The sequence below is a fragment of the Paenibacillus vulneris genome, from assembly GCF_039543185.1.
Classification (GTDB): Bacteria; Bacillota; Bacilli; order Paenibacillales; family NBRC-103111; genus Paenibacillus_S; species Paenibacillus_S vulneris.
Map to the genome: position 1 here is coordinate 20011 of NZ_BAABJG010000011.1, position 23505 is coordinate 43515.

The window sequence follows — 23505 nt, forward strand, 5'->3', positions numbered from 1 at the left end:
AAAAATGTCATAATTCAGGCCAAGGTGCTTCGTTTTATTGACCATGTGCATTGAGCGATTTCAGTTCTGTAGTGAGGGCTAGAAACGAAACTTCGTCTCCCTTTGCCAAAGCTATATCAATCTCTCTGTACAAATACTGCTCCTTGTATTTGCGTATGGCTTCATCAAGAACCATCTCCGCAAACAAGCCCAGCATCATATCATTGGAAACATTCATTTTGCCCATAGAACCTACCTCCAAACCGGTCCGCATTTCAACTATTTTTACGCTTTTGGCCTCACATGTTGTCTTTTGTTCGATGCTTTTCTTCACACAGCTGCCCACCGGCCGCTTGATTCGCCGCAGACATCATAGCCGCAGCTCTAGTACCAATTTTCCGTGAGCCTGATGAAAGGGTAAGAGGAGAATGCCGCTTCTCCTGCCTTAACGAAACTGCCCCTACTAAAGCATATTCATGAGCGCCGCCTCCGTTAAGTACAATAGCCCCCATCCTGATGAATGTGTCTTTACCTATCCGGGTTTGCCGAGAACAATTGACGCGCCTGACCCTGATTGACCCTCTGATCCACCGCAGCCTGTTGGCGGAAATTAGTCTAATGACTAGCTCAGTCTCTCGCGACTATCGAACGGAAGGGCGACTTTATCCTCTTCGTTCACATAAATCCCTTGAACAACGCTGCTGCCTAGCTTGGACATTTGAATCACGGTCCCGTCTTCCTCCGTCTCGCCGATACGAAGCAGCCCCAGGTGCATCATCATTTGTAATATTCTCTGTTCCAGTATGGAATCGGGAGTATCATAATAGAAAGGACGAACTAACGGCAGCAGGACTGTTTTTACGGAAGCTAGAGTTACCCAGCCCGCCGCGAGCTTTTCGATCCAGTACACAAGGGATTGCAGATTAGGAATCGCATTCTTGTACAACCGCATCCAAAATTTGTAAACCTGCAGGATATCTTCCTTTTGTCCGTGAGCTACCCGACTCGCCCCTTTTTCAGTTAAGGCCAGTACCTGGTTGTGCTCTGTTATCAGTTCAGCATAATAGCAGTAATCATAGATGAGGGAGAACCGATTCGGGTAATCCTTGAAAAACCGTCCGTAACCGAAGCGCCAAGCTGTTTTGCCAACTGGCTCCTCCTTAACTGAAAACCGGTCGAGAATCTGCATAAGCTGCCTCTTGTACAACGTGGTATCCGATGTCAAAATCGCTTCATTCTGCTGCACGTAATGGAGAAAATGATAGATGTCGTCGATCAGCAGCTTCTGCTCGTCCCGGTATACGATGGGTTCATTCGATTGCACGAGCTGCTGACGAAACTGCTTGGTCAAGGCTTCGCTAAATCTTCGTTTCAGATCGGCAGGCACCTGGAACAAATAGCGGGTGTTTTGGGAATATCCGTTGAAGAGCCATCCCCGCTGCTTAAATCGGGAGATCATGTCCCTGGGGTTCCACATCTCATCTTCATCCTTCGAGAACCGGCTTTGCTGCACTCGCGCAATAAGTTCTTCCAGACTAAAGGATCCCCGCTGGTCGAAGATTAGAGAATTTAAGAATCGAACGTCCTCGATGGATAAATCAATAACCTGACGCTCAAATATCTCCCTTCGATTGACCGTCGACAAGATGGACTGGATCAGCTCATTTTTGGAGTGGCCGTTGCAATCGCAGTTGTACGTATTAGCGATCCGGCTCAACTCGTGAATATCCGCATAACTCAACATATCTGCTAAATTCATGGCACCACACCTCCAAAATAGGCTTAGTACCATTATGGGAAGATGTTCCGTTTTTAAAACGCATATTCTGAGAAAAATTCATCTCTATTGAAAAACAAAAAAACGCCCCCTTAGTTAGGAGCGTTATCAGAGCCTCGTTCTAAAATTTCGTCATGGATTCAAATGGTTTGTACAGTTCAATAATGTGCAGGTCCAATTCTTCGGAAGGCCTTCCACAATCGTAAGCGAGGTGTTGTTCAAATGCTCTTCGATCGGTTTGCCCAGCATCATCTCAACAACAGGGGCTATATAGCCTCCGTGACTGACGATCAGAATTCGTTTACCAGCATGATTCGCCAGCAGTTCTTCCATAAAAGAGTGCCACCGGGCCAACAACGCCTCATCCGGTTCCATCCCCAGATCAGCCTGCCTCCATCCTTCACCCCAACGTGAAATCCGTTCCTCCAGAGTTGTCCCTTCAACCTGTCCAAAGGATCGCTCACGCAGACGAATATCACTGCTTAGGATCGGGGTACCCGTAGTACGCGCTATCGTCTCCGCTGTTTGCTGAGCCCGAACCAAGTCGCTCGTTACAATACCGTCCCAAGCCTCTCCCCTAAGTCTCTCCGCCAGAAGCTTTGCCTGATGAATCCCCACCTCAGCCAGAGCCGTATCCATTTGGCCTTGCATTCTCCCTGCCAAATTCCATTCCGTAGTCCCGTGCCGAATAAATCCTAATGTAATCAAATTATCCTCTCACTTTCCGTTTTTTCTCTGAAGATGACAAACGCCCCGGCATCGGGGCGAAGCTCATTCGAACCTATGATTTCGTTCTGGAAAACCAATTCATGATAAGCAGCGTGCAGGTAAGACCTAACAGCGAAACGAAAATTAAGTAGTCCTTGAACGTATGGATCGGGCCTACCTGATACATGAACGGTTCGCTAAACCCTTTTAAGCTAGCCACCGCGGAAGGCATCGTATGTACGTTCATCGAATCCGATTGACTTCCTGCGACGACGACGGGATCCCCGATTCGCCCGAATACGGCAGAGCCTGACGTGGAAGCAGTCATTTCCGGTGCGGCTTGATGCGTGATGGAGTATACGAATGAAAAAATAAACAAGGCAAGGCAGAACGCGACGACCGCCGTAATATTCCTGCGCAGCTTAAACGAGATGGCGTACATCCGATCCGTAACCGGCACCCTCCAGGATTCATCCTCATAGATGCGGTTCATGACATTGCGGGAAATCGGCGTAGAAATCTCAGCCAGCTCTTCAGCGCCTGCCGCGGATTTAATCAGCTCCGTGCTCTCGCGCCATATCTCAAATTCCATCGCGCAGTAGCTGCACGTTTTAATATGCTCATCCACACATTGTCTTTTTAAGTCATGCTCAGGCAAATCCCAGTAGGTACCCAGCAGCTCTTGAATATCTTCACACTTCATCATCGTTTCATCCCTTCGTACTCCTCAAAGATCGGATCGAGAAAGTATGGCTCCAATTGGAGCTTTACACTGGCTCTGGCTCTGAACAGCAAGGATTTGACCGAACTTACCGTCTGCCCGAGGATATTGGCAATCTCCTGGTAATCCAATTGGTCGTATTCGCGCAGGATAAGCGCGGACCGCTGCTTCTCAGGCAAATTGTTGATAGCCTCGCGTACCATCGTCACTTTCTCATTCCGAAGAACCGTCAATTCCGGCATCACATCCGACCCGGCATGAGGCTCATGTCCGCTTTCTTCCAAAGATACCTTGATACTTTTATTTTTACGCAGCTCGCTCAGCACCGTATTCCTTGCTATCGTATACAGCCATGTAGAGAAGGTCGCCTCCACCTCACGAAAGGAGTGCAGGCTTCGGTACGCTTTATAGAAGGTCTCATTGCATAAATCCTCCGCGAACGATTCCATCTGGGCGCTCTTCAACATGTGATAGATAAAGGCAAGAATTTTCCGTTCGTAGCGACGCATTAGCTCATCATATAATTGGACGTTGCCGTCCTTGATCTCTCTGATCAACTGGGAATCGGTCATTTAGTACGACCCTCCTTGTGATTCCTGGTTACTCCCAGTGATACTACTTGTTTTTACTGTAGGGGGAGTAAAAAAGTTGCGGTATTTTAAAAAAATTTTAGGAATACTTTTAGCCTTATTATTTTATTCGGTAAACTTGGTCAAAAATCCTGCTTAATCGACAGCTTTCATACAACTTTCAGAATAACTTCCAAAAAAAGGTGTAAGTACCCACTACCTATTCTATTACTTATACTAGAAAAAATGGTTATAAACACAAAAAAAAGAACCACCTGCATGAGGTGGCTGCACATAGTGCCATTATTCGGATAGGAGTGGAGAGAAACCATACTGTACTTTTATTATATGTATACGTTTTCAAAATGTCAATACTTTTTTGAAAACGTTTTATTTTATTTTTAGAAAAAAAGAGAACTACACGTGAACCGCGTAGTTCTCTTCTTTCAATAACTCGATAGCCTTATCCATGTGGTATTCCTCACGGAAAGACAACCGAAGGACTCCCGGGATGTCCTCTCTGCTTTCAATGATTTGAATATTGCTGAGGTTGATCCGGTGATTCCCAAGCAGTGTAGTAATTTGACCGATGATACCCGGATGATCCGGTACGTCAACATAAACTTCATACACGGAGGTCAGCACGCCCTTGCGTCTCTCCGGCAATGCGGAGCGAAACTTATTGGCACGGCGGAACTGTTCCTCTATCCCCTCACGGTCGTTATGCTTCAGCTGCTCTATAAACCGTGCAATCTCCGAGTTCCAGTCCTCCAGCAGCCGCAGGATCACTTCTCTGTTGTCGCTTAATATGTCGCGCCAGACAATCGGGTCACTAGACGCTATGCGGGTAATGTCCCTGAAACCTCCAGCGGCCAAATTTTGATAGTACTCGTTCGACTCGTTGTAGCCAGCGATCTGATTCACCAGCGCAACCGCGATGATATGCGGCAAGTGGCTGATAGCCCCGACCACTTCATCATGCAGCTTGGGATTCAGCTTGACCAGGTGCGCGCGAGTCCATTGAAGCAGCTCCGCCAGACGGTTGTACACTTCGTCCGGAATGGTTGCATCCGGAGTCAGCACATAGAAGGCATTCTCGTACAAATGCGACGTCGCCGCTTCCGCACCAGACTTCTCCTTCCCTGCCATCGGATGTCCTCCAATGAAGTAAGCATCCTTCAGCTTCAACGAAGAGGCGAAGGATGAGATGGACGCCTTGGTGCTTCCTGCATCCGTAATAATGCAGCCCGGTTTTAAAGGAAGCTTGGCGATCTTAGCCAAGTATTCTTCCAAATTACCGACGGGCACACAGATAAAGATGAAATCGGCGTCCTCTACGGCCTCTTCCATGGAAGTAGTCGCATGGTCAACCACTTGGCGTTTTAAGTAACGTTCTACCGATGCTTGGTTCGGAGAATGACCCACCACCGTAATTCCAGGCTTGCCTTTAAAACAAAGCGCTAAGGACCCTCCAATGAGTCCCACGCCAAAAATAGCGATTTTCGTCATGAATAGCTTCCTTCTTTGAATTTGCTAACAGACACTAAAGCAGTGCAGTGTGAAGATATTAAGCGATAACAGCCACTTCTTCAAGCGTCTCTTGCAGTGCGCGGATAAACTTCTCGTTTTGCTCTTGGCTGCCCACCGTAACGCGGAGCATGGTCGGCATACCCCAACCTGGATCGTGGCGAACGATTACACCCTTGCGGAGCATGGCCTCGAACACTTGGCCTCCCGGACGCTCTACATCAACCATAATAAAGTTGCCGTGTGCAGGATAGTAATTCAGCTTCATTTGATCAAATTGAGCCGATAAGTACTTAATGCCAGCCGCATTGGCTTGACGGCAATCCTCTATAAACTGCTCATCTGCAAGAGCGGCTAAAGCAGCTTTTTGTGCAAAGCTTGTCGTATTGAACGGCTCGCGAACTTGATTGATCGATTTAATCACATCTGGATGACCGATACCGTAACCGATGCGAAGAGAAGCCAATCCGTAAATTTTAGAGAAGGTGCGAAGACTGATGACATTTTTGTATTGCTTGATAAGACCGATGCTGTCAGGGTATTCACCGCTCACGTTGTATTCCGCATAAGCTTCGTCCAGCACGATCAGAACATGAGGCGGAACGGCATTAATAAAGTCAACCACCTCTTGATGGGAATGCATCGTTCCTGTAGGATTGTTAGGGTTGCACAGCCAAATAATTTTGGTACGTTCATTGACTTTGGCCAGCATGCCCTTCAGGTCCTGAAACCCGTCGATGCAAGGCACTTCTATGCAAACAGCTCCCTCAATCTCGGCATTGTGCTTGTATTGCGGGAAGGTAGGCGTAGCCATGATGGTTTCATCACCCGGTACGAAAAAGGCGCGGGCCAGCATCAAAATGATTTCGTCAGACCCCGCTCCGAAAATAACCTGGTTCGTTTCTACTCCGAAATGGTCTGCTACCGCCTTCGTCAGATCAACGGCTCCGCCGTCCGGATAAATGCTCGTTTGATCGAGCAGCGAGAGGATTGCCTCTTTTACTTTAGGAGAAGACCCGAACGGATTTTCGTTAGAAGCCAGCTTGATGACTTCCGTCAAGCCCAGTTCACGCTTTACTTCTTCCATAGGCTTGCCCGGTTTGTAGACCGGCAGATGGACAATGTTTTTCTTAGGTTGCACTTTAGGGTCACCTCATTCAAAGTAATAATCCAATTATGGCAAATGCGTGCCCCGATTGAACACGCTCGCTATTTGTTGCTTCCTATCAATTTTCTCACAACTATGAAAAAAAGAAAAGTTTTATATTAAGTCGCATCACCAAAAAAAATACCCCCGCCGATCCTAATGATCGCGAGGGTCCTGCTTTATCCAATTAACTGGGTTACGAAGTTATGAATTTGCATAAGTGCCTGCGGCCGCGTCTCCTCCTGCTCAAATAAAGGAAGTGCCTCCTCTACCTGGCGGACCAGCGCGCTACCGACAACGATGCCGTCACAAATCCCGGCGAATCTTGCAAACTGCTCATGCGTCGAAACGCCAAAACCGATAGCGATAGGCAGCGAGGTCGACTCCTTCACCGTCTTCAGGAAATCGTCAATTCCGCTGTGAAACTCGGTTCTTGTACCGGTAACTCCTAAGGAAGAAACACAGTAAACAAAGCCGGAGGCACGGGAGACGATTCGCTTGATACGGTCGTTGGATGTAGGTGCGACGAGTGGAATCAAATGAATCCCGTGCTCGTCCGCCAGCTTACGTACCTCTGCGTCCTCTTCCATCGGCAGGTCGGGAATAATCATTCCGCTAATATCGCTCTCCTGCAATAGGGTGAAAATTTTGTTCAAGCCGAATTGCAACACGGGATTATAGTAAGTAAACAAGATGAACGGCAGCTCGCAGCCTTCGCTACGTGCCTGTCTTGCCACTTGAATAACATCTTTAATGGAAACCTGATGCTTCTTCAGAGCCCGCATCGAAGAACGCTGAATGACCGGACCGTCCGCCAGCGGATCCGAATAAGGAACTCCCAGCTCCACCATGCTGGCACCGGACTTCTCCAGCTGCTTAATAATGTCAACCGAAGTCTTCAGGTCCGGATCGCCAATCGATAAAAAAGGAATAAAGGCCGGCTGCTTCCGTTCTTTCAGTTCCGCAAATGTACGATCAATGCGATTCATGAACAGCACCTCCCAAATAGCCCATAATCGCTTCTACGTCCTTATCTCCGCGGCCGGACAAGCTCACGACGATGACTTCGTCTTTGCCCATCGTTGGAGCCACCTTCATCGCTTGAGCGATGGCATGAGCGCTTTCCAGGGCCGGAATAATGCCTTCCGTACGGCTCAACAGCTGCAAAGCGTCCAGCGCTTCCTTGTCCGTGATCGGATAGTACTCCGCGCGTTTGGAATCCTTAAGATAAGCATGCTCAGGACCGATACCAGGATAGTCCAGACCGGCGGAGATCGAATGCGCCTCCTGTACTTGTCCATATTCATCCTGCAGCAAGTAGCTCATCGAGCCTTGGAATACCCCATGGCTGCCCAGGGTCATGGTTGCGGCATGCTCCTTCGTGTCGATTCCGCGGCCAGCCGCTTCGGCACCAATCAAGCGTACGCCTTCATCCTGCACGAACGGATAGAAGATCCCGATGGCGTTGCTTCCGCCTCCTACTGCGGCAATGACCGCATTGGGCAGCTTGCCTTCCAGCTCAAGAATTTGCTTGCGGGCTTCATCTCCGATAATGCGTTGGAAATCGCGAACCATCATCGGATACGGATGCGGTCCCGTTGCAGACCCAAGGATATAGAAGGTATCGTCAACGTGGCTAACCCAGTAGCGAAGCGTTTCGTTGCATGCGTCCTTCAGCGTGCGGGTACCGGATGTTACCGGTACGACTTCCGTACCCAGCAGATTCATCCGGAACACATTAAGCTGCTGACGCTTCATATCCTCTTCACCCATGAATACCTTACATTCGTAGCCCAGCAGAGCGGCAACCGTTGCTGTAGCAACGCCGTGCTGACCCGCTCCGGTCTCGGCGATCAGCTTCTTCTTGCCCATCCATTTGGCCAAGAGTCCTTGACCCAATGAATTGTTAATTTTATGGGCTCCGGTATGATTCAAATCCTCGCGCTTCAGGTATACTTTGGCTCCGCCCAAGTGAGCGGATAAGCGCTCGGCATAGTAAAGGGAGGTTGGCCGGCCCGAATACCGGTGCAGCAAATAGGTCAATTCCTGCTGAAATTTCTCTTCCTTCACATATTTCTTATATGCTTCTTCCAATTCAATCAACGCGTTCATTAACGTTTCGGGAACGTAGCGTCCCCCAAACTTCCCAAATCGCCCATGCTCATCTGGTACGTTATACACGATGCTTCACCCTTTCGACAAAGCTGGTTATTTTTGCAATATCCTTTACGCCTTCCGTCTCTACACCGCTGGATACGTCTACTCCGTCAGGCGTATAAGCGTCCAGCAGCTCTCCTACGTTATCTGCATGCAGCCCGCCGGCCACAAGCAAGGGGACTCCCGCCGATCGGCTCCATTCCTGGTAGGGCGGGATGGTCTCCCAAGCAAATGTTTTGCCTGATCCGCCGCCATACACAGGATCAAACGTATCCAGCAAGATGGCATCCACAACATCCTTGAACGGATCAAGCTGCGCCGCAATGACATCCTTAGAGCTCTGAGGACTCTCATGCTCATCCCCTTGCCGGACATTCGTTACGGATACAACTTTCCACAGGCGGATTCCAGGGAATACATTCTTAATCCAACGGCATTCCTCCGGGGTTTCATGTCCGTGAAGCTGCAATATATCGAGCGGAGCCTCCTTCAGAACGTCAGCCAGCTCCTCCCTTGACGGGTTAACTAGCACACCCACAGTCAGAGGAGCCGCTTTTCCGGAAGACTTCCAATCCGTTATGACACGAATCAATTCTCCTGCCTGCTGTGGAGTTACCTGACGCTTGCTCTTGGCAAAAAGAAAGCCGATGTGATCTATCGGCAAATGCAGGATGGATTGAACGGTTTGCACATCCTTCAACCCGCATATTTTTACGCTTGTCATGACTGTTTTACCCCTTTACGGCAGCATTTCCCATCAAGTCATGCACAGCCTGCTCAACGATTGGCTGACGCATGAAATGTTCTCCTACCAGCACCGCTTTCGCGCCGATCGATTGCAAATATTCAATTTCTGACGGTTGCGAGATGCCGCTCTCACTTACAATCGTTACATCCTTTGGAATAAAGGAGATCAGCTCCTCCGTCGTCTTCAGATCCGTTACGAAGGTCTTCAGATTGCGGTTATTAATTCCGATCAATGTTGCGTCCAAGGTCAGCACACGGTCCAGCTCTTCCTTATCATGAACCTCGACCAGCACATCCAAACCGAGGTCTTTGGCCGTTTCTGAAAACTGCTTAAGCTGTTCAGTTGTTAAAATGGCTGCTATTAACAGGATAGCATCGGCTCCGATGCAGCGGGCTTCGTAGATTTGATGGAGATCAATGGTAAAGTCCTTTCTTAACAAAGGAAGCTTCACGGACTGTCTTACCCTGCTCAAATACTCGTTGGAGCCCTGAAAATAGTCTACATCGGTTAAGACCGATAAGCAATCGGCCCCTGCTCTCTCATATGCCTGAGCCAGCTGTACGGGCTCAAAATCACTGCGGATCAACCCTTTGGAAGGCGATGCCTTCTTCACCTCGGCAATAAGCCTCATAGGACGTTTGCGGCCTTGAGCCAGTGCTTGCTCAAAGCCCAGGCAAGGGGGCAGCGCGGCAATGCGCTGCTCCATCTGGGCTATCGTTACAGTTTGCTTCAATGCTTCAACTTCCTGTACTTTAGTTGCTACGATTTTATCAAGAAACATGTCTGATTTCTCCCGTAAATTGGACTAGTTCCTGCAATTTATTCAAAGCCTGACGCGAATCGATCACATGAGCCGCATACTTCACGCCCTCTTGCAGCGTAGAGCATTTGCCTGTCACGTAGAAGCATGCCCCTGCATTGGCAAGCACGATATCGCGGCAAGCGCCTGTTGCGCCATGGAACACACTGCGAATGATTTCTGCATTGGTCGCCGCATCTCCGCCGACCACCTCTTTGATGCTGTAGCTTTTAAGTCCGAGCAAATCCGGCGTTACCTCGTAAGTAAATATATCCTCGTCCTTCAGCTCCGTCACCTGCGTTGCGTCGGAAATGCTGATTTCGTCCAAGCCGTCGAGACTGGCTACGACCAGCGAACGCTTCACACCCAAGGCTCTCATGACATGAGCCATCGTTTCCGTTTTGCCGCGGTCGAATATACCCAGCACTTGACGATCGGCGCCCGCAGGGTTCGTCAGCGGCCCGAGAAGGTTGAATACTGTGCGGAAGCCCAGCTCCCTGCGCGGAAGCGCCGCATGCTTCATCGATTGATGGTACTTCTGCGCAAACATGAAGCAGATCCCTACTTCTTCCAGACATTTCGCGGCATACTCCTGGTCCAGATCAATATTGACGCCCAGTGCCTCCAGCACATCCGCGCTGCCGCTCTTGCTCGACATCGCCCGGTTGCCGTGCTTGGCAACCCGAATTCCGCCTGCAGCCGCAACAATAGCCGCTGTGGTCGATATATTGAATGTATCGGCTCCATCTCCGCCAGTACCGCAAGTATCCAGTAATTGAGTACGTTCCGTCCGTACATGGTTCGCCTTCAATCTCATCGCTTCGGCAAACCCGGTAATCTCCTCGATCGTTTCCCCCTTCATTCTAAGCGAAGTGAGAAAACCTCCGATCTGAGCCGGTGTCGCCAGGCCATCCATAATATCGGACATTACGTCTCTGGCCTCTGAACGCGTCAAATGCTGAGCATTAATGATCTGTTGTATCGCTTGTTGAACCGTAACCTTTTTTTCCATGTGAACTGCCTCCCCATAATTTCATTAGCAGCCGACAATGACCCCGAAGCCCTCCGGCTGGCAGAGTAATAGATTAATAGTAGTCGTGGTTAATGACTGCATGAGCATACGATTTCTGCGAAAAAACAGCCTCTGCCGTGCGAATGGATTTCAGCATCCCCTTCGCTTTGTTGACAGTCTCCTGATATTCGCTTTCCGCCACGGAATCCCATACGATACCCGCTCCCGCTTGAACGTAGGCTTTTCCATTTTTGAAAATAATCGTACGAATCGTTATGCATGTGTCCATATTGCCGGAAAAGCCCAAATAACCAATAGCTCCGGCATAGGCGCCTCTCGCCTCATTTTCCACTTCCGCAATGATCTCCATTGCTCTCAGCTTGGGTGCTCCGGATACGGTTCCTGCCGGTAAGCAGGAAATAAAGGCATCGAAGAAATCTTTATCCTTCGCGATTTTACCGGATACGTTCGATACAATGTGCATCACATGAGAATAGCGTTCCACCTGCATGAGGGTATCGCAATGCACGCTCCCGAACTCGGATACGCGTCCGATGTCGTTGCGTCCCAGGTCCACGAGCATCAAATGCTCGGCGCGTTCCTTCTCATCGGCCAGCAGCTCGATTTCGTAGGCTTGGTCCTGCTCAGGTGTCGCTCCACGCGGGCGTGTTCCAGCGATTGGCCGTGTCTCGACCTTCTCGTCCTCCACGCGAACCAGCAGCTCAGGGGAAGTACCTACGATGACTTCATCGTCCATCTTCAGACAGTACATATAAGGCGACGGGTTCATCGTTCTCAAGATCCGGTACACATGAAGCGGAGATACATCGGTCTCGATCTCAAACCGCTGGGACAGCACCACTTGAAAAATGTCTCCCGCACGAATGTACTCCTTGGCTTTCTCCACGTTTGCAATAAACTGCTCTTTCGTTACGTTCGACTTCAGCTCGCCAAGCTCCACTTCTTCGGGAATTTGCTGCTGAGCCATGGAGAATACAGGCAGCGGACGCTTCAAGCGCTCCATCGTTTCATCAATTTTGGCACAAGTGGCCTCATAAGCAGCTGCAATCTCCGCATCCGAACCATGCTGGGGAACATGAACGTTCGCGATGACCTTGATCTGCTGTTTGAAATGATCGAATACGATAACTTGATCGCAAAACATGAACTGGATATCGTTCATTTGCAGATCATCTACCCGGTGCGCAGGCAGCTTTTCATAATATTGCAGCAAATCATAACCGAAAAATCCAACCGCTCCGCCGCTAAAGCGGGGCAAATCAGGAAGCGACGGGCTGGAATAAGCCCGCAGATAGCCTTTCAATACTTCGATAGGCTTTTCCATTGAATGCTTCGTTTCGTTCTGGCTCTCGATCTGGGTTACACCATTTTTGGCAGTAATCATAAGGAAGGGATCCGTGCCGATAAAGGAATATCGGGCCCATTTCACTCCGCCCTCCACGCTTTCCAGCAGAAATGCGCGTTTCTCCTGATAAAAGTGCTGGAATACGCGAATCGGCGTCTCGGTGTCCGCCATAAGCGTCCGTACGACCGGAATCAAATTATACTGGCGGGATAATCGAATAACTTCCTTAAGCTCTGGTGTATACATCCTACTCTCTCCTCTTCTCATCTCAAATCAACAACATGTCAGATATAAACAAAAAAACCTCTACGTCAAAGTAGAGGTTGGTTTCGCAGATGATCATAACCGTAGTCCTGTGCCAATAAAAGGCAACATAAAATAAAGTGCAATATCAAACGCACGGGACTATTGCAATACGCTCGGCTCTTACTCAACTCTGCTCAATCTAAACTGAACTCTACTCTGCTCTGCTCTTAACTGTTCTAAATCACTACTGTAACTATACTATGGCTTTTATGCTTTTGTCAATTTCGATAAATCAGGACGAAGGCGCATAGCCTCTTTCAAGTAGACATGCACAATCTCATCCTGTCTTTTCTCCGTATTGGCCATCACCATCAAACGGATGCACTTTGGCAGACTGCCTTCAACCGGCACCTCGAGCGAGCACATCAACGGTACAAGCTCCCAGCCCGGAAGCTGACGAATGGCTACAGCCGGGAATGTTGTGGTGAGATCATTGGTCACCGTGATAAACACACACGCGATTTCCTCAGGGAGTATTCCGTTTTCTGCAATAATTTGCTGCAGCAGTTCTCTTGTTGCCGTCAATACTTCATTCTTCTCGTCATGTTCAACTGTTGTCGCACCGCGAATTCCCCGAACTAGCATGAATTTATGCCTCCTGTTTCAATTGCTCCACGACTTCTCTTACGTCAGCCGCAGATACCGATTTGTTGATTTCAACCTTGCCGATCTCCGTAGGAATGATAAATACCATCGTTCCTTCTTGAAATTTTTTGTCATGCATCATGGCGCGCATGATTTCATCCGTGTCCAAATGGGCCGGCAGCCGGGTCGGAAGACCGAACTTTTGTAAAATACGCTTGGTCACTGTATAGATATGCTCCGGATTACCGAGCTTAACAGCCAGCTTGGCAGCTCCAACCATTCCGATCGAAATGGCTTCCCCGTGATGCAGCTCATTGTAGCTCGCAACGGCTTCTAATGCATGGCCGATCGTATGCCCAAGATTCAGAATAGCCCGAAGACCGTTCTCCGTCTCATCCTGGGACACGACATAGGCTTTCACCTTACAGCCCTCGTACAAGCCGTACTGCAATGCCTCTTGGTCCAAGGAAACCAGCTTCTCAGCGTTTTCTTCCAGCCATGCTGTGAACCCGGCATCCCATATGAGGCCATGCTTGATCATTTCCGACAAGCCTTCTCTGACGTCGCGATCCGGTAGGGTCTTGAGTGTAGCCGTATCGTATATAACCATCTCTGGTTGATGAAACGCACCGATAATGTTCTTCGCCAACGGATGATTAACGGCCACCTTGCCGCCGACACTGCTGTCATGTGCCAGAATGGTTGTCGGAATCTGAATAAAGCGAACTCCGCGCATATAGCTTGCGGCTACGAAGCCGGCCAAATCACCAACGACGCCGCCTCCCAGGGCGATGACGGAAGACTTGCGGTCCAGTCCCGCCTCCAAGGCCGTTGCTACGACCTCCTCCAGGACGCTTAGTGACTTGGACTTCTCTCCGGCAGCTACAACGTGAGTGGCAACCTTATATCCCGCCTCCTGGATCTTCTTCACGACAGGCTCCAGATGAAACTTGGCTACATTCGAATCCGTCACGAGCAGCAGAGGGGAAGCATTACTGAGTTTATGCTTGATGAATAACTCACCGACTTGATCCAATATACCTTCCCCGATATAAATCGGATACGAACGTTCCCCTAAATCTACCGTAAGCTCTCTCACCGGTTTCACGCTCCGCTTCTAATAGCTTTTTACTTGCTCCATGAAGCTATTGTAGTTATTACGGATCTCTTCAAGCGAGTCTCCGCCGAATTTATCCAGGAACGCATTGGCAACTTCCCATGCGATAATGTTCTCCATAATGACGCCGGCTGCTGCGACTGCACAAGTATCGGAACGCTCCACCTGTGCGGTAAACGCTTCTTTCGTATCGATATCCACACTCTGCAGAGCTTTGTATAACGTCGAAATCGGCTTCATCACGCCGCGAACCACGATAGGCTCACCGGTTGTCATGCCGCCCTCAAAGCCGCCTGCCCGGTTGGATGCGCGATAAAATCCTCTCTCTTCATTATACATAATCTCATCATGTACTTTGGAGCCTCTCAGCTTCGCCGCTTCAAACCCGATACCGATCTCGCAGCCCTTGAAGGCCTGAATCGACAATACCGCCTGCGCGATGCGTCCATCCAGCTTGCGGTCCCACTGTACGTGGCTTCCCAAGCCAACGGGAACCCCCTCAATGATACACTCCACGATACCGCCCAGCGTATCGCCATCCTCTTTGGCCGCGTCGATCGCAGCGATCATTTGCGCTTCCGCATCCTTGTCCACTACGCGCAAAGGAGATTCTTCCGTAATACGAATCAGCTCATCGATCGGTAGCTCCTGACGCTTCACTTCAATTTCACCAATACGGATGACCTGGCTTGCTACCTTAATGCCGAATGCGGACAAAAGCTGACGAGCAACGGCACCGGTGGCAACGCGCATGGTCGTTTCTCTGGCGCTCGACCGCTCCAGGATATTGCGCAGGTCCTTCTGATTATATTTCAATCCGCCGTTCAAATCCGCATGACCGGGACGAGGGCGGTTCACGCGGCGCTTCGTTTCATCATTGCCTTCAATAGGCTCGATATTCATGACCGAGGTCCAGTGCTTCCAGTCCTTATTTTCAACCACTAAAGCGATAGGAGCACCTGTGGTTTTGCCATGTCTTACGCCACCGACGATGTTAGCGGTGTCCTGTTCAATTTGCATGCGGCGTCCGCGGCCGTAGCCTTTTTGACGCCGGGCCAGCTGAAAGTTCACCTCTTCGAAGTCTATGGTCACGTTGCTCGGAAAGCCTTCAATAATCGCAGTCAGCTGCGGGCCGTGGGTTTCCCCTGCCGTTAAATATCTCACACTCGTTTTCCCCTTTCATCCTGTAACCCAAAAAAGCACGGCACCGTTCGGCACGCTTTAGCGCTTTTATGTACTCCATCATGTGCTAATTATAGTATAGGTGTCACGGTTTGACAAGAAAACGGCGTCAAATCGCCATATATCGTTCTTTACTGTGACGAATGATCAAATGGGCATAAAATCAAAAAAAGAAGCGCTGCGACAGCTTACAAGCCGCGCTAGCGCCTCTTCCCCTATATTTATCGGATTACGTAACAACCTAACCGTTAACAGGCTGCCTTTTCAATGGTCTCGGCATTTCGTTCAGTTCAGGATCATCTACCATTCCCATCACCTGCAATGAATCGATTCCCAATATTTGAGCGCACTCCTGCATCGTAATAAAACCTCTCCGGTATGCCATGATCACTTTTCTTTTATCCATCGGGCCCTCCTGCAAGTAGTTGTCCATGTTTTTCAGTATTGGAAGGGATGGAAGAAGATATACATCCGAAGTTAGGTTTATCCCTTTTTCCGGTAAAAAAACGTTTCGGCGGATTCCAGCTCGTATTGGCCCGGAGAAAAAATTTGCTCGGTGCTGCCTACGAACAATATGCCGCCCGGCTTCAGGGCATTCGCGAATTTATGATACAATAAGTGCTTCGCTTCCTCAGTAAAATAAATCATCACGTTGCGGCAAATAATCAAATCAAACTGCGTATCAAACGTATCGGTCAGCAGGTTTTGCTTTTGAAAGCGCACCTCACGCTTCAATTCCTCGGTAATGGAGAACGTTAAGTTCTCTTGTTTATAATACTTGTTCAAATAATGGCTCGGAACGTCCCGAACCGAACGGTCGGAGTATATGGCGCTTTTCGCCTTGGCCAGCGCTCCCTCATCGAGATCGGTAGCCAGCAGATGGGCATCCTTCAACGCATTGAGCTCGGCCAGAATCATAGCCAGCGTATACGGCTCCTCACCGGTTGAACAGGCGGCGCTCCAGCATTTGAGCTTCCGGCTTTTGCGAAGCATATCGGGCAGGAACGTCTTCTCCAATACCTCCCACCGGTTCGGATTGCGCCAAAATTCGGAAACATTGATCGTCATCCGGTCCAGGAACTCATAGAACAGCTCTTTATCCTTTGTCATTGCCTCAAAGAAAGCAACGAAGGTGTTGTGCCCCTTCTTCATTCTTAGGGTCGTTAAGCGCCGTTTCATCTGGGCTTCCTTATACTGCGACAAATCAATGGATGTGTAATCTTTGACCTTTTTTATAAATAAAAGAAAATCTTGATCCTCCATGCGGCTATCCCCATCCTAGATCCACTGTTGTATCACTTTGGTGTAATTCACCAATTCGTGCTCCCCGAAGAAATTAGCAATTTCTCTTTCCGCGTTTTCCGGCGAGTCGGACCCGTGAATCAGATTATAATTCGTATGTACTGCGAAATCGCTCCGGATTGTTCCAGGGGCTGCATCCAGCGCGCTGGTCTTGCCGATCATGGCTCTTGAGAGCGCAACCACTTGATCGCCTTCCCAAACCATGGCAAAGACAGGTCCGGAGGTTATAAAGGTGACTAGTCTGTCGTAAAAATCTTTCCCCTTATGCTCTGCGTAATGGAGCTCTGCCAGCTCAACCGATACCTGCATCAGCTTCGCTCCAACCAGTTGAAACCCTTTTTGCTCAAATCGTTTGACAATTTCTCCAATGAGACCGCGTTGAATGCCGTCAGGCTTTACCATTAAAAAGGTGCGTTCCATGATCAAATTCCTCCTTTACACCCAATATATCACATATTTCGTCATCTGATAAATGTTCTTAATAGGAGCGGTTCCCTATAAAATGGGCAACGCCGATCAAATCCTTCTTGGCCTGAATGTCAGGAAGGTCCTTCAGCTGCATTATCGCTTTATCAATATATCGATTAGCCATCTGTTCGGCTTGCTTAATTCCTCTGCTATTACGGATCATGTGGATAAAATACTGGATGTCCGTCTGGCCATCGGCCTCCTGTATTCGTTTCAGCTCGCTGAGCAGAGGAACACGCAGCTCCGGCTCCCGCAAGGCGAAAATAACGGGAAGCGTAATATTCCCCTGGCGAATGTCGCTGCCCGGCGGCTTGCCCAGCTCCTTCTCCGTCCCGATCAAATCAAGCAAATCATCTCTTATCTGAAAGGTCATCCCCACATTATAGCCGAAAGAGTATAAGCGGTTGGACAGCTTCTCATCTGCTCCCGCCGCGATAGCTCCAAGCTGGCAGCTGATGGCTATGAGCAAGGCTGTTTTCCTCCGGATGCGCAGCAAGTACTCGCGTACGGTTTGATCCGGATTGAAGAAGAAGCGGATTTGTTCCATCTCCCCTATGCTCATTTCCACTATTGCTTTGGATAAAATTTGATGGATTTTGGGGTTCTCCAGCTTCGTAGCTACGGCCAATGCTTTGGCAAATATGTAATCCCCGGTATACATCGCGACGCGATTGTCCCATTTGGACCGGACCGTCAGCTGTCCCCTCCGGGTCAACGCATCGTCAATCACATCATCGTGCACTAGCGACGCCATATGTATTAATTCCAGCGGAACGGCAACATGCTTGATGCGTTCCATATCGTAGGTTCCGAATTTGGCTCCGAGCAGAACAAAAATAGGCCGTATTCGTTTACCGCCAGCCTTTAATAGATGTACCGATGCTTCCCTGAGCAAGGCATGATCGGTATCGATACTTCGTTCAAGCTCTTTTTCTATGTACGAAATATCCTTTTTCATTTTTGTGTATAAATCTATCAGCTTCATTCCGTCACCTGTGTCAATAAATTATCGTTCCACAACTGGATTTGCACTTGCTTATTCAGAAAGCCCAGCTCCCAAGCATAGCGATAGTACAATTGCAGCCCTGTCTGCTGCTCTGGTCCGAACTCATACGTTAAGGTGGAAAAGTACTGGCGCCAGTAGGAATCGGTACCGCCGATCAGCCGCCGCGCTTCCTGAACCAATGCAGTCAAATCATGCAACGATTTTCTCTTGCTTTCCATAAACGCCCGATAAATGCGGCTAACCAGCTCCGGCTTCTCTTGTACGACCTGCTTTCGAATGGCACAGACAGCGAAAGACATCCATTGTCCCGTCCATTTCGTCCACTCCTGCGCCAGGTCGGTAACCATATAGCCGTGATCTTCCCAGCTTTCCCGAATTGCATGATCCCCAATCAATAATGCTGCATCCGCAGATTTCATCATTTCCCCAAGCACAGGGGCCGCATAATGATAGTTAGGCTCCACTTGATAAAAACGCTGCAAAATGATTTTCAACAAATTGACGGAAGAAGCCGAAGTCGTAGGTAAAGCGACAGGACTCCCGCCGAGCTCGCTCAGCGGTTTTCGATGAAACAGCAGAATAGATTTTACATCCCCGTAAGCACTGACCGACATATCCGGCAGCAGCATATATTCTTCAAAATGCTCGCCGTAGGCAAACGAGGAAATGGGACCGATATCGATCTCCCCCGCCGCCATGGCCGCATTTAATTGTGTCGGTACCTGCGTTATGAGCTCAACCTCCTGCTGAAGCTGCTCATACGGGAAATAATAAAACAAAGGCCATACATTAGTAAAGTCAATCCGGCCGATGCGGATCGGTTTGTTCACGCTGCTCATCCGTCATCCCCCATCTTCTGTACAATTCATGATCAATATCCATATTGTCAAGAACTTTCCCCACCAAAAAGTCTACCATATCATTAAGCGTTTGGGGACCCTGATAAAACGCAGGCATGGCAGGAATGATTCGAACTCCCATCCGGGACAGCTTCAGCATATTTTCCAGATGAATCGTATGAAGCGGGGTTTCTCTCGGAACGATGATGAGCGTTCTGCCTTCCTTCAGCATGACATCCGCAGTACGCTCCAGCAAATTATCGGAAGCCCCGTGAGCGATTCCCGATAATGTACCCATAGAGCAGGGAATAATCACCATGCCGCTTGTTCTGAAAGAACCGCTCGCCGTGCTTGCCCCGATATCCTGGATCGGATTATAGGTATACTTGCCGGCCAATCCTCCGAAGTGGGACTCCAGCGTTTCCTTACGCTTCGTAACATCCCACCCCAGCTCTTCCTTTAATACACGCCAGCCGGCATCGGTAATCAGAAGGTGCAAATCATACCCCCGATCCAGTAAAAACTTGCAAAGCCTAACCCCGTAGGCGGCTCCGCTGGCCCCTGTGATGCCAATGACCCATGGCTTGCTCATCGGCGAAGCACCACCAAATCAATGAGGGTAAACACGAACAAGGAGACGCTCAGTACGCTGTTTAAGGTGAAGAACGCCGTGTTCAACCGGCTCAAATTTTTAGGAGTAACGATCTTGTGCTCATAGAACAATAGCCCGTTGGCGATGATAAGACCGGTCAAGTATACCCAGCTAAGGTCCGTCATCAGGAACAGGATCAGCAGGCCTACAGCGGTAACGACATGGAACCAGCGAGCGATCTTCAAGGCATTGGCGACTCCAAACCGGCTTGGAATGGAATGAAGCCCTTCTTCTTTATCAAATTCAGCATCCTGGCAAGCATAAATAATGTCAAAGCCTGCCACCCAAAAGGCGATGGCGACGTAAAAGATTAACGCGGACAACGTAACTCCGTTCGTTACAGCCACCCATCCGCCAAGAGGAGCTAATGCAATCGTGAAGCCCAGAATGATATGACACGCCCAGGTAAACCGTTTGGTATAAGAGTAAAAGACCAGGAAAAAGACCGCAATCGGCAGCAGCTTCATCGATAACGAGCTCAAGTTCGCCGTAGCCCAAAACAATAATGTGAATGAAATCACAATAAAGACAATAGCTTCTTTGGAAGAAATGAGTCCAGCCGGAATCGCTCTTGCAGCAGTTCTAGGATTGCGACCGTCGAACACCTTGTCGATAACCCGATTAAGCCCCATTGCCGCGCTTCTCGCTCCAATCATCGCCAGGATAATCCAACCGATTTGCCCCCAGCCAGGCAGCTTTTGAAAAATGACAACCGATCCGACCAGCGCTCCCATAAAAGCAAACGGAAGAGCAAACAAGGTATGCTCGATTTTGATCATTTCCATAAAAATTTTCGCTTTTTTCCACAACATAGTTTGTACCACTCCCATTTCTTATTCCGCTTCGTTCTTCTTGATGCCGATATGAAGTGCTGCAATGCCTCCGGTCAGCGGATAAGCTTGTACATGGGTCAACCCTGTTTTTCTGAAAATATCAGCCAGCTGTTTGTGATCAGGAAAATGAATCAATGATTCCGGCAGCCATTTGTACTGCTCATATCGCTTAGCTATCAACTTCCCGAGCATTGGTAAAATATTTTGAAAATAAAAATAATAAAGACCTTTAAATGGCTGCCATGTCGGCTTGGAAAGCTCCAGTGATACAACCATTCCCCCTGGCTTGACCACTCTTTGCATTTCCTCAATGACCTTCACCAGATCGGGTACGTTCCTTAGGGCGAAGCCGATGGTAGCGTAGTCGAAGGAATTATCCTCGAATGGCAGCTCCATTGCATTCCCTCGAACCAAGGTGATCTGTTTATCCAACCCGGCCTCGCGAACCTTCTTCCCGCCAAAATCAAGCATGTTCTGACTGAAATCCAGACCGACCATTTTGCCCGTTCCACTCGCCTGCGCCAGGCTGATAGTCCAGTCGCAAGTGCCGCAGCATAGATCAATCGCCGTGCTCCCGGGCTTTACGTTCATTTTTTTCATGGTAAACTTTCGCCAGGCCTTATGCCTTCGGAAGCTTAGAATGTCGTTCATCAAATCATACTTGTGAGCAATGCTTTCAAATACGGAATGAACAAATTCCTCTTTGGATTTTGCTTTGGACTGCACAATATTCACCTCATATTTCTTCCAGCGCTTTAGGTGTCGAGAGGTAACGCATAAACGGCTCGCCAATAGAGAGAAGCTCCTTGCCCAACTCCTTCGATTCCAGCGTCTGCAGCTTGTCTTGCAGCTGTTTCATGCATACATTCAGCATTTGATAAAGCTGCGGAGTAATTTTATATTTGAGCCAAATGGACCGGAGCTTGGAGAAGTCAGGCTCATCGGCTTGCATATGCTTGCATTCTTCCTTGGTCGCCTGCTGAAGAATATGCCAATATCCCCAGCTGTCCCGGTACTGCTGTGCCGTCTCCGACCGGGATATCTCTTGCAAAATGACTTCACATTGCGTAAACAGACTCAAGATTTCAGGCCATGCGCTATGAAGCGAATCCTCCATTAAACCGGCAAATGCCATGTAAAGCCGAGTGCGGACTTCCACCACCTGGTTTATGTAATCATCAGCCGTCATTTTCAGCTGCTTCATCAACTGATACAAATTCAACTTCAGGCGGTTCACTTCGCAAATCGCATTCGATAAAACACCGACCAGGTTAACCTGCTCCGCATGGGAGAGTAAATAATAAAAACGGCCGCTGAAATAGTCGCCGGCCAGCACTTTCAGCTGCCTTGACCTTGCCGCTTTCATCTCCTTGTCATTATTCGTAATACTCACTAAATCATGGGTGTCCATCCCGATCTGAACCAGAGACGTGACCAAGCTGAAAAGCTCGCTATAGCCCGACAAAGTACTGTGCCTGCTTAAAAACGCATACAACAACCGCGTACGAAATTCTGGAAAATGCGGCAAGTCCGTGTGGGCCTGGATCATGTCGTACTCCATATATTTTCGGGCCATTTCCGGGATCCGATAAGAATTCATAGTTAGCCTCCGAACCATTGCAAAGAATCGCAATAAAACAATCTAAATTATTATAGCACAATACGCATATTCGCGCACAATACCCTGTCTTAACTTTTTACTTGAAAACGATCCTGCCACTTCGCCGTATAGGTCACTCGAAAATGGGATTGCAGATACTGCTCCATTTCTTCCGTACTTTGCGTGCTGATGGGCAGCTCGCTCGGCAGCCATTTCTCTCTTCTCGCTTCCTCAGCGATTAACAGGGAGGTACTCTGCTTCCCCTCGGCAGAACCGTCCAATACCCGGATCAATACCTGATTCAGATTGGTAGAGCTGCGAAACAGATGCCGCGGCAGCTCATACAGATCTTGAACGATCTCCTTCTTATCTGTTGCCGGAGAAGCGAACAGATCTATCGAGATAATCGCATGGGTCATCTCGACCTTGCGGATACGAAGATGCAGCTGCGCTTTGCTTAGTACATCGACGACATTCGATTCCGATACGGGCTGGGCCTTCACCGTATGAAACATAGGCAGACTCCACTTGCTCTCGAGCTGTGGAAGAACGGATAGGCCGGCTGCAAGGCCCATGGATAGTACAATGGTGATCAGAAGACGGGTGAACCATTTCATCGGACAATATCCTCCTTCGCACTTCTTGCGATTGCTTGGCCGAGATCCCTCTTCTTCATTGTACAACGAAAAAAAGCAGGCTATGCCTGCGAAAACTGAAAAATTATTCCTCCGTGTCCATCACGCCGTGTTTCGTCATGACAACCGCTTTCCCGCGGATCTTCACCGCCGAGGTATGCGCGGTAAACTGGGCAATCATCACTTCACCCTTGTCCAGCTTTTCCGTGTGATGAAACTTGGTATCTTGTCCCCGAGTCAATCCGATGACCTGAACCCCGTTTTCTTTCGCTTTTATAATAAAATAATCCGCTTGGTTTGGATTCTCTTCCATCACGATCTTCCTTCCTGTCCTAACTATCTTACTAGTATGATGCAAAAAAATGTGAGCGATGTCAACTGGCAAGTACCGAAGCCGGTAAAATAGCCCCATAAAAGCGCAGCCTTGGCTTCGAAACGGATTCAGTCCTTTTGCGGGAAGCCCCGAAAAT

Annotated in this window: 27 protein-coding genes; all 27 read right to left on the reverse strand. The window is 49.0% G+C overall.

Annotation, left to right across the window (positions count from 1 at the left end; genetic code table 11):
• Positions 1-34: 34 nt before the first annotated feature.
• A complete protein-coding gene (locus ABEA66_RS11030) occupies positions 35-226 on the reverse strand; it encodes an IDEAL domain-containing protein (protein WP_079911043.1) in 192 nt (63 codons plus the stop codon).
• Between the two features lie 375 nt (positions 227-601).
• Positions 602-1738, reverse strand: coding sequence for a hypothetical protein (locus tag ABEA66_RS11035; RefSeq protein ID WP_345587593.1), 1137 nt, complete (start codon positions 1736-1738; stop codon positions 602-604).
• Between the two features lie 150 nt (positions 1739-1888).
• Complete coding sequence (locus ABEA66_RS11040; RefSeq protein ID WP_345587594.1) at positions 1889-2464, reverse strand: histidine phosphatase family protein; 576 nt, start codon at positions 2462-2464, stop codon at positions 1889-1891.
• A gap of 73 nt (positions 2465-2537) precedes the next feature.
• Positions 2538-3170: an anti-sigma factor family protein gene (locus ABEA66_RS11045; RefSeq protein WP_256865342.1), complete on the reverse strand. Its 633-nt coding sequence runs from the start codon at positions 3168-3170 to the stop codon at positions 2538-2540.
• The gene (locus ABEA66_RS11050) at positions 3167-3757 is read right to left on the reverse strand and encodes an RNA polymerase sigma factor (protein WP_079910670.1); all 591 of its coding nucleotides are present in this window, start codon (positions 3755-3757) and stop codon (positions 3167-3169) included. The genes ABEA66_RS11045 and ABEA66_RS11050 overlap by 4 nt, the downstream gene beginning before the upstream one ends.
• Before the next feature lie 414 nt (positions 3758-4171).
• Positions 4172-5263: a prephenate dehydrogenase gene (locus ABEA66_RS11055; protein ID WP_377741097.1), complete on the reverse strand. Its 1092-nt coding sequence runs from the start codon at positions 5261-5263 to the stop codon at positions 4172-4174.
• Positions 5264-5321: 58 nt separating this feature from the next.
• Complete coding sequence (hisC, locus tag ABEA66_RS11060) at positions 5322-6422, reverse strand: histidinol-phosphate transaminase (protein WP_079910672.1); 1101 nt, start codon at positions 6420-6422, stop codon at positions 5322-5324.
• Between the two features lie 185 nt (positions 6423-6607).
• Positions 6608-7417 (reverse strand): tryptophan synthase subunit alpha, encoded by an 810-nt coding sequence (gene trpA, locus ABEA66_RS11065; protein WP_079910673.1) that lies wholly within the window; start codon positions 7415-7417, stop codon positions 6608-6610.
• Positions 7404-8609, reverse strand: coding sequence for a tryptophan synthase subunit beta (gene trpB / locus ABEA66_RS11070; RefSeq protein ID WP_079910674.1), 1206 nt, complete (start codon positions 8607-8609; stop codon positions 7404-7406). The genes trpA and trpB overlap by 14 nt, the downstream gene beginning before the upstream one ends.
• The gene (locus ABEA66_RS11075; RefSeq protein WP_079910675.1) at positions 8602-9309 is read right to left on the reverse strand and encodes a phosphoribosylanthranilate isomerase; all 708 of its coding nucleotides are present in this window, start codon (positions 9307-9309) and stop codon (positions 8602-8604) included. The genes trpB and ABEA66_RS11075 overlap by 8 nt, the downstream gene beginning before the upstream one ends.
• 7 nt (positions 9310-9316) lie before the next feature.
• Positions 9317-10114, reverse strand: coding sequence for an indole-3-glycerol phosphate synthase TrpC (trpC, locus tag ABEA66_RS11080; protein WP_345587596.1), 798 nt, complete (start codon positions 10112-10114; stop codon positions 9317-9319).
• Entirely contained in the window at positions 10104-11144 is a 1041-nt protein-coding gene (gene trpD / locus ABEA66_RS11085) for an anthranilate phosphoribosyltransferase (protein ID WP_079910677.1), read from the reverse strand. The genes trpC and trpD overlap by 11 nt, the downstream gene beginning before the upstream one ends.
• A gap of 73 nt (positions 11145-11217) precedes the next feature.
• Positions 11218-12756 carry an anthranilate synthase component I gene (trpE, locus tag ABEA66_RS11090; protein WP_345587597.1) on the reverse strand — a complete coding sequence of 513 codons (1539 nt, stop codon included), beginning with the start codon at positions 12754-12756 and terminating at the stop codon, positions 11218-11220.
• 267 nt (positions 12757-13023) lie between these two features.
• A complete protein-coding gene (aroH, locus tag ABEA66_RS11095; RefSeq protein ID WP_079910679.1) occupies positions 13024-13401 on the reverse strand; it encodes a chorismate mutase in 378 nt (125 codons plus the stop codon).
• A 4-nt stretch (positions 13402-13405) separates the two neighbouring features.
• Positions 13406-14500 carry a 3-dehydroquinate synthase gene (aroB, locus tag ABEA66_RS11100; RefSeq protein WP_079910680.1) on the reverse strand — a complete coding sequence of 365 codons (1095 nt, stop codon included), beginning with the start codon at positions 14498-14500 and terminating at the stop codon, positions 13406-13408.
• A gap of 18 nt (positions 14501-14518) precedes the next feature.
• Positions 14519-15682, reverse strand: a complete 1164-nt coding sequence (gene aroC / locus ABEA66_RS11105; RefSeq protein ID WP_079910681.1) for a chorismate synthase — start codon at positions 15680-15682, stop codon at positions 14519-14521.
• A 259-nt stretch (positions 15683-15941) separates the two neighbouring features.
• Positions 15942-16106: a hypothetical protein gene (locus ABEA66_RS11110; protein WP_192704867.1), complete on the reverse strand. Its 165-nt coding sequence runs from the start codon at positions 16104-16106 to the stop codon at positions 15942-15944.
• A gap of 77 nt (positions 16107-16183) precedes the next feature.
• Positions 16184-16963, reverse strand: a complete 780-nt coding sequence (locus ABEA66_RS11115) for a CheR family methyltransferase (RefSeq protein ID WP_079910682.1) — start codon at positions 16961-16963, stop codon at positions 16184-16186.
• A gap of 15 nt (positions 16964-16978) precedes the next feature.
• Positions 16979-17422: a nucleoside-diphosphate kinase gene (gene ndk, locus ABEA66_RS11120; RefSeq protein ID WP_345587598.1), complete on the reverse strand. Its 444-nt coding sequence runs from the start codon at positions 17420-17422 to the stop codon at positions 16979-16981.
• 58 nt (positions 17423-17480) lie between these two features.
• Positions 17481-18455, reverse strand: a complete 975-nt coding sequence (hepT, locus tag ABEA66_RS11125; protein WP_345587599.1) for a heptaprenyl diphosphate synthase component II — start codon at positions 18453-18455, stop codon at positions 17481-17483.
• Positions 18452-19315, reverse strand: coding sequence for a menaquinone biosynthesis protein (locus ABEA66_RS11130; RefSeq protein WP_345587600.1), 864 nt, complete (start codon positions 19313-19315; stop codon positions 18452-18454). The genes hepT and ABEA66_RS11130 overlap by 4 nt, the downstream gene beginning before the upstream one ends.
• Positions 19275-19907, reverse strand: a complete 633-nt coding sequence (locus ABEA66_RS11135) for a UbiX family flavin prenyltransferase (RefSeq protein WP_079910686.1) — start codon at positions 19905-19907, stop codon at positions 19275-19277. The genes ABEA66_RS11130 and ABEA66_RS11135 overlap by 41 nt, the downstream gene beginning before the upstream one ends.
• Entirely contained in the window at positions 19904-20776 is an 873-nt protein-coding gene (locus ABEA66_RS11140) for a UbiA-like polyprenyltransferase (protein WP_345587613.1), read from the reverse strand. The genes ABEA66_RS11135 and ABEA66_RS11140 overlap by 4 nt, the downstream gene beginning before the upstream one ends.
• A 24-nt stretch (positions 20777-20800) precedes the next feature.
• Complete coding sequence (locus ABEA66_RS11145) at positions 20801-21535, reverse strand: demethylmenaquinone methyltransferase (protein ID WP_377741104.1); 735 nt, start codon at positions 21533-21535, stop codon at positions 20801-20803.
• A gap of 1 nt (position 21536) precedes the next feature.
• Positions 21537-22400: a heptaprenyl diphosphate synthase component 1 gene (locus ABEA66_RS11150; protein WP_079910688.1), complete on the reverse strand. Its 864-nt coding sequence runs from the start codon at positions 22398-22400 to the stop codon at positions 21537-21539.
• An 89-nt stretch (positions 22401-22489) separates the two neighbouring features.
• Positions 22490-23017, reverse strand: a complete 528-nt coding sequence (locus ABEA66_RS11155) for a hypothetical protein (protein ID WP_079910689.1) — start codon at positions 23015-23017, stop codon at positions 22490-22492.
• Positions 23018-23120: 103 nt separating this feature from the next.
• Positions 23121-23348: a trp RNA-binding attenuation protein MtrB gene (mtrB, locus tag ABEA66_RS11160; RefSeq protein WP_079910690.1), complete on the reverse strand. Its 228-nt coding sequence runs from the start codon at positions 23346-23348 to the stop codon at positions 23121-23123.
• Between the last annotated feature and the right edge of the window lie 157 nt (positions 23349-23505).